This window comes from Moorena sp. SIO2C4, from assembly GCF_010672485.1.
Classification (GTDB): domain Bacteria; phylum Cyanobacteriota; class Cyanobacteriia; order Cyanobacteriales; family Coleofasciculaceae; genus Moorena; species Moorena producens.
Genome location: NZ_JAAHGN010000311.1, coordinates 1 through 7,302, shown reverse-complemented (window position 1 = coordinate 7,302; position 7,302 = coordinate 1). Strand labels below are relative to the sequence as shown.

The following is a 7,302-nucleotide window of genomic DNA, read 5'->3' as shown; positions in this document are numbered from 1 at the left end:
CGATATTTTGAATCAGCACTGCAAAGCATGGTAGCTGCTCAACGGGAAAAGACAACGGTTCGGCTGGATCGTGTGGATGCGATCGCAACTCAGGTTAAAGCAGCACTACAGTCTAAAATCCAAGTCATCAACTCAGAATTAGAAAGTGCCAAAGAGAAGCATCAGGCTAAACTTGAGCTGCAACAAAAAGCTCAGAAATTGATTAAACAAGGATTCCAAGCCGCTGTTTCTGATTTCGAGAGTTGGCTGTATTTGCCCAAACTTTTAGAACGCTATCAATCGAAACTTGCGACAGCACTTCAGCAAGGGGAATTTAGCAGTTGGCAAGCACAATTCCAACAAGACATTGATGGATATCAACAGGCAATCCAAGAATGGGTTGATAAAGCGTGTGAGTTTTTTGAGCATCAGTCTCCTGGTAAGCTAATCATTTCCGTTCCCGATACTCCTCAAGTTATTATACCTGAGCCTCCCGAATTTTCTCAGGAGTCAAAGAAAGTTATCCCAATTGGTCTTTCTACTGGAATCCGTTTGGTTTTAAAAGGTAAAGTGGGCGCAGCTATGGCTGGAGGCGCTAGCTATATCCTCAGTAAAGGGGCAAAGAAAGATAAGTCAAATTCATCCGCTGACTCTTATGACCATCAAGTAGCCCAAGCCTTAAGTGATGCAGCTCAGGATTATCTGAGTTGTTTCAGTACTGACGCTTTCTCGATGGTGCGTAAGTATCAAGCCAAGGCAGAGAAAGTGATTAGTTTGCCAACAAATCAACAACCACAGGATACCAGCAGCCAGGTTTATCAGCTACAGTTATTAAATAGTGTTTTGGAAAGATTGAATGCAGAATTAATAATTTAGAATTTAGAATTAAGAATTAAGAATTTTCCATATTTTTACGTCCGCTTACAAAAAATGTAGTAATATCGTTCCAAATACCTTTGTCGGTGACTAAGGCATTAATTTCGGCAACGTAGTCAGCCTTGGCTTGTTCTAATTGTTTTGGCTCTAGTTGCTGCAGTGGCCAACACAGGGGATGTTTTAAGCTACCATCCCAGGTGCCTTCTACGTCACTTATCGTAATGTAGCTGCCCAATTGCTCCCGCTTAATTTTAATATCTTCAAATCCTGCTGCTGTGAGCAAGGAGTAGCATTTTTCTTCATCTCCGGTGACATCGCTAAATATCAATGAAATTCCGTATCTTTGGGCAACGTTCTGGAGAATAAAGCCAGTAGTAAAAGCGGTTTTAGCAAAAACACACAAGCCCATTAAGCCTCCTGGTACCAGAAAACGTTTCCATAAGCGTAGATCAGCAGGAACGTTTGTCATTAAAGGCAGGGCTGAACAACATAACACTCTGTCGAAACTGTTGTCAGGAAAGTTTAGGGTCTCAGCATCAGCTTCGATTAGCTCAATATTAGTCAACCCTGCTGCGGAGATCTTGCGTTGAGCTTGATTGAGTAAACCCGTAGAAATATCTACTCCCACCACTCGACCATCCTGACCAACCCGTTTTGCTGCTTCAATAGCAACTAAGCCAGTTCCCGTAGCAATGTCCAAGATTTTTTGTCCAGGTCTGATATCAACATGTTCGATTAGACAATTTGCAAGCCGAGGATGGAAATCCCCCTTATCGTAAGAATTGCTCCTGTTATCATAGATAGTAGCAATTTCTTGTTTAAACTCACTTAGCTCAAGATTATTGGTCATGGTATTTTGCCTCTTTATAGTTGATGTTAGCCTAAGCATTCAGCTGTCAGCTGTCAGCCGTCAGCCTTGGCCGTTGGCCACGCTACGCGAATGGCTGATAACTGATAACTGATAACTGATAGCTGATAACTGATAACTGATAGCTGATAGCTGATAGCTGATAGCTAATAGCTGAATGCTTTTGAGCTTAATGCTTTTGATCACAAGAAGAATACTCAAGGGGCACAAACTCTAACCCAGACTCCTGGTTGGGACAAGGCACCACATGGACTAAGATTTGTGAGGGATTCTTACGATTACCGTTAGCCGGTTCAAACTCAATTTTTCCCGTTACCCCATCAGCACTAAAATCAGGACTTTTCAAGGTTTTCTGCATACCAAGACGTGTGGGATTCTTCTGTTTTTCGATAGCTGTAATCAACACACGAGTTGCATCATAGGCTAAAGCAGACCAGGCAGTTAAGGAATTAAAAGATTTTCCCCATAAGGTTTGAGCATCTTGATTAACTTGTGGGTTAGCACTGTTTAGGTGATGCCAGGAAACAGACACCACAAGGTTCTCGAATAGATCGGGTTGTTTAAGTGCTAGTGTTTTTGACCTGGCGATTCCCGAGGAACCCACCATCACATTACGACCATTGTTTTCCTTGATCATATCGATAGCATTAGTGACAGCATTGGTGACTTGACCATCAGGATTTAAAACAATAGCTGTGTCCTGGGTTTTCCCAATTTCCTCTATTGCTTGCTTAGGGTTAAAGTTGGGCTTAGATATATCGTAGTGTTTGATATCGACAAGTTCTCCTCCTTGGTTAGTAAACTGCTGTTTAAATTCTTGCCAGAACGAGTGAGTGAATGGACTGCGAGGATTATAAAAAACTGCCGCTTTTTGGTGACCATTTTCAACCAAATAATCAACCAAATATTGGGCTGCAATTTTAGCGGTAGGTACCGTCCGGAAGAAAAAATTTCTAGGGTGCTCTGTCAGTTCTTCCGTTGTGGAGCCAGAGGAGATTAACACTAGCTTATTACTATTATAAATATCCACAGTTTCCATGGTCATATCACTAGCATAGTGACCAACTACCCCTAGGATATCCCGTTCCTTGACTAGTGCCTTTGCCCTTTGGATCGCTTCTGAGGTGATATTAGCATCATCAGCAATAAGAACTTTTAGACCCTTACCCTTGATAGATTTACCGTTTATAACATCCTTTCCTAGTAACTTTTCAGTAAAGTTGTTAGGGAGTTTGTCATTATCCTGAAAAAGCTCTAAGTTAACTTCTGTTTGAGCGTGACCGATTCCTCGAAGAATTTTTTGAGCTAGCTCCCGATGTTTGACAGAGCCATTTTTGTTTCTAACGATGGGCACCGCCACAGCAATGGTGTAGTAATCGGATTTAGTAGCCTCTAAAAGGGCATTATTCAGATAAATTAACGTTTCTGGGTCTTTGTCTTCCTCTTGCCAGGATTTTAAGAATAAATTACCAGCTTTTTTATAGTTAGATTTTGTCCACCAACACCTCTCCCATCGTTGCCAAGTTTTTTGACTAAAAATGGCTAAGTTATCTCTCCAGGGAGTCTGACATTTTGCCATAAATTTAACACCCCGGTGCTTGAAACGTCGAGCAGAGGTTGTATCCAGTATCTCTTCTCCAGAACTAATCTTGTCTCCTAGCTTGTTAGGCTCTGTGGCAATTTTGTAAATTCCGTAAATGCTAAGGAGCGCAACAGTCCCTAACGCTAATTTAATCAAAAGTGTAACTAATGATCCTGACACTGGCCAACGCCATGGTTGTGCTTTAGGATGGTGATAAATCACCGGTAACCAAGTAGCGTAGGGTAATTTTTTATCTAATCGATTCTCTAGATAATGGAGTCTTTTTCGTGCTACTTTAACTGCCTTATGGAGAGACTTTCCTTGAGAAAATTCTTCGAGAAAGAACCTGAGGAAGGTCTGGGCAACTTCATCGGGGACTGGCTCTTTCATAATAATCGCTTGTGGCATTTGTAATCTAGCTAGAGCATTGGCTAAGCCTAAGCCATCACAGCTATTAAATATCGCTAGCTTCAAGCCGTTTTTAATGGCTTCCTTTAGAGCAGGAATTAAATCATCAATGATGAGACTGTCTTCCTGATTGATATAAATTCGACCACTTTCATCATTACATTCGCTAGAACTATGACCAGCAAAAAACAGAATATCCCAGCCCTCTTTTTCCCAAAGTTTATGGTCTAATTCCTCTCGTGTCGGTTCTACTAGAAAGCAGGAGGATGAATCTAAGCTAGAGACTTGCTGCCAATTGTTGTGGTCGGTTTCGATATCAATTCCGTCACTGTTACCAAGAATGGCTAATAGTCTGACTCGATTTCTCAGTTTAGTTTCTGGAGTTGGCTGGTATTCCAAGGGAATTAAACTAAATTCAACGGAGTCATGATTATTTTCCCATACATCCCAGAGGTGCCATGGTAATCGTTGAAGCTGAGGATTATCGGTCTGAATCAATACCCGAATATCACGATGACGGCTTAACTCAGTTGTTAATTGATTTCTGATCTGGTCAAAGCCATCGGATCTAGAATTCAGCCATTGGTTAATATTGTTGCTTAACTCGTCAACCAATTGCTCACAGGATTTCATCGAAGAGATGTACAGTCCTTTGGGAGTTAAGCGGGGGTTTCGGTAAAAATACTCTAAATTACGATATCCTTTCTGCCAATCGGTGTATAGTTGATAAATTTCGGGGTTTGGTGCCAACCGACTCATAATTTTTCCTTCAGCTGACTTGTCTGTTGTTCCCCATGCCAAAGTGACTCGAATTCCCCTGTCTAGGTCACCATCTAGTGTTAGAATAACTACTCTATTCATTTCTATTTATTGCCGTATTTTTGTAGATTGCCAGATCCAATCACCGACAGGAGTCTCCTTGACTCTGATTGACTGACGAAAATTTGCATGTTGATGATTAGCGCTGTTACTCCCTCAGGATTTACTAGGAATTTTAATCCTAAGAATTGTGAGTCAAGCAGCGCTTTGAGTTATGGGGGTATGGGATTTAGGCAACTAGCATACTTGATAGTATATGGACTATACCATATTTTTGAAATTATCCAGAAATATTTAAACTATCTTCACACTAATTTGAAGCCAGACTGCCGCTCTAATGGTATGCGTAGTGCTATATCAGGCTGCTGAGAAAAGCGATTGGCCGTAGGCCACGCTACCCGAACGCAAAATCAAAACACCTTTTCATAAAACCTTGTTTTTGGGCTGAATATAAATATATGGGTAGATTCAGGTAACTAGCATTGTACAGGAAAACACAAACAATGATGAACCTTCAACAAACCCAACTCTATCAACGCCTTCAGGCATTTTCCTTAGATGATCCTGATGCCAAATTTCCCTTTAGCAAGCGACTGGCTCGGGAAAATCACTGGAGTCTTAAATACACTAAGCGAGTGATTGATGAATACAAGAAATTTGCGTTTCTAGCAGTAGTAGCTGACCATCCCGTTTCCCCTTCTGATCCAGTGGATCAAGTGTGGCATCTACACTTGACCTATACCCATTCTTACTGGAATGAATTTTGCCCAAACATTCTACAAATCCCCTTTCATCATCTGCCTAGTGGTGGTGGTGCCAGTGAAAAGTCTAAATTCGACGATTGGTACACTAAAACCCTAGCCAGCTATCACTATTTCTTTGGGGAAGCACCACCATTAGATATTTGGGCACCTGCTGATCTTCATGTTAGTCAGCATGTCAATTTTGTGCGGTTAAACCCTCAGCAGTACTGGATTTTACCTAAAGTTAATTTGCCTAAAGTTAGTTTGCGTAAGGTTAGTTTAGACTCACTACCCAACTTCGGCCTCAACCAATACAGGATGGTTTTCCTATTGTTCGTCTTGGCAGTAACCATCACAGGTTGTGAGTCATTAGTCTTAGTCAATAGCGCAAACCCAATTAATTTCACAGGACTATTATTTCTCGGGTTTTATCTAGTTCTAGTAAGTGCTGCGGTGGTCTTGGCCTACGGTTTACGTTGGTATCTACAACAACCAGCTTCCGATCCTGAGGGGAAATCCATCTCTCTCGATGCCTATGAGACAGGCTATTTAGTTGGAGGTAAAGAGCGAGCTGTCGATACAGCCATCGTTAACCTTGTGCAGGGTGGACATTTAAAACCTGTGCCTGAATACCGAGGGCTAGAATTAGTAAATCCTTTGGTTTACAAAAATGATCCCCTTGAGTTGAAAATTGACATTGGTGCTAGAACTGGTCAGACTATAACTCAAATTAGAGCATCCGCTGCATCCGCTACAGACCAAATACGCGATCGCTTAACCGATCTCAATCTCTTACTTACAGAAGACCAAACCAAATCAGCCCAGCAATATCCCGCACTCCCTCTGTTTGCTGTCTTGCTCCTAGGAATCAGCAAAATTATAGTAGGCATTTCGCGACATAAGCCAGTCGGTTTCCTGATGATACTGTGCCTCATCACAGCAATCATGGGTTTGTTCTTTCTGGTTGAACCAGTAAACCGTAGTGGTTACGGCGATACTGTATTAGACAACCTAAAAGTTAAGCATCAGATGCTGGAAAATGCTCAGAATAATTCTCAAGTAGCCCTGGCATTTGCTCTATTTGGTAGTACAGTTTTGAGCCAAAATGGTCTACAAAACTTGCGAAAGGTATTTAATCCTCCCAGCAATTCTGGTAATAGCAGTAGCAGTGGCTGCAGTAGCAGTAGCTGCGGTGGCAGTAGCTGCGGTGGCGGTAGCAGCTGCGGTGGCGGCTGCGGTGGCGGCTGCGGTGGCGGCTGCGGTGGCTGCGGCGACTAAAGAGTTATAGCGGTTCCCGCGACTGTGAGGTACATCTCGATCAGCCCTACTAGGGGAAAGAAATTTGGTATGTACCTCATCTAACTACAGAATCGCTATAGTTGATCGTTATCCTTCTGTTCCCTGATGGTGCCAAAGCATGGTTTAAGAGTAGCTTTGATGATTGCTTTTGGCTGACCTTTGTTAATCACAGGAGGTGGGATGGAGTAAAGTTATTATCTTACACCATTCTCCCCTCTTTTCTTTATGAGTTTATTCTGAATTTCAAGATTAGCCGAAATTGAGATTAAAAATTGACATTATTGAATTTTTTATTTAGTATAATCAAGGATTTAAAGGCAATCAATTTTGTTCATAGGGAGATTTAGTTTGTAACAAGATTACATTCATTGCTATTCAACCCAAGAGCAAAAACGCCTAATTGAACAAGCTCAATATTGGCGATAAAAACTGATACTGCGTGATTTAAACCTGTCTGGTGGTGAGCATGTCCTAGAACTCGGTTGCGGTGTCGGAGCTGTCTTCGGAATAATTTTGGAAACTTTTCCAGATTTAAGAGTAGCTGGAATTGACCTACAGTCTACCCAAATTGAGTACGCTCATCACTATTTAAATACTCTTGGTTTCGACAATATTGATCTGTGTGTAGGTGACCTGGGGGCGCTTGTCGCCCCCCCAGGTTTTTAGAGTATGTTTACTCTTGTCTAGAGCCAACTCTCAGGCAAATGACGGAAAAACTGGGAAAGGAA

5 protein-coding genes and 1 pseudogene are annotated in these 7,302 nt (G+C 41.8%); 3 read left to right on the top strand and 3 right to left on the bottom strand.

Going from position 1 to position 7,302, the window contains the following annotated elements:
- Window positions 1–855 (top strand): annotated as a pseudogene (locus F6K20_RS17270) (dynamin family protein); the annotation flags it as partial.
- A 16-nt stretch (window positions 856–871) separates the two neighbouring features.
- Here the strand turns inward: F6K20_RS17270 and F6K20_RS17265 are convergent.
- Genes F6K20_RS17265 through F6K20_RS17255 form a run of 3 tightly spaced genes read right to left on the bottom strand, consistent with a single transcriptional unit; the run spans window position 872 to window position 4,574 of the window.
- Complete coding sequence (locus tag F6K20_RS17265; RefSeq protein WP_008180259.1) at window positions 872–1,705, bottom strand: class I SAM-dependent methyltransferase; 834 nt, start codon at window positions 1,703–1,705, stop codon at window positions 872–874.
- Between the two features lie 60 nt (window positions 1,706–1,765).
- Window positions 1,766–1,909 carry a hypothetical protein gene (locus tag F6K20_RS17260; protein WP_008180261.1) on the bottom strand — a complete coding sequence of 48 codons (144 nt, stop codon included), beginning with the start codon at window positions 1,907–1,909 and terminating at the stop codon, window positions 1,766–1,768.
- Window positions 1,893–4,574, bottom strand: coding sequence for an ABC transporter substrate-binding protein (locus F6K20_RS17255; RefSeq protein ID WP_008180263.1), 2,682 nt, complete (start codon window positions 4,572–4,574; stop codon window positions 1,893–1,895). Before F6K20_RS17255 ends, F6K20_RS17260 begins: the two co-directional genes overlap by 17 nt.
- Window positions 4,575–5,035: 461 nt before the next feature.
- On the opposite strand from F6K20_RS17255, the gene F6K20_RS17250 reads away from it, so the two are divergent.
- Window positions 5,036–6,553 carry a TIGR04222 domain-containing membrane protein gene (locus tag F6K20_RS17250; protein ID WP_202799158.1) on the top strand — a complete coding sequence of 506 codons (1,518 nt, stop codon included), beginning with the start codon at window positions 5,036–5,038 and terminating at the stop codon, window positions 6,551–6,553.
- Window positions 6,554–7,003: 450 nt separating this feature from the next.
- Window positions 7,004–7,240 carry an SAM-dependent methyltransferase gene (locus tag F6K20_RS40020; RefSeq protein ID WP_202799160.1) on the top strand — a complete coding sequence of 79 codons (237 nt, stop codon included), beginning with the start codon at window positions 7,004–7,006 and terminating at the stop codon, window positions 7,238–7,240.
- The last annotated feature ends 62 nt before the right edge of the window (window positions 7,241–7,302 follow it).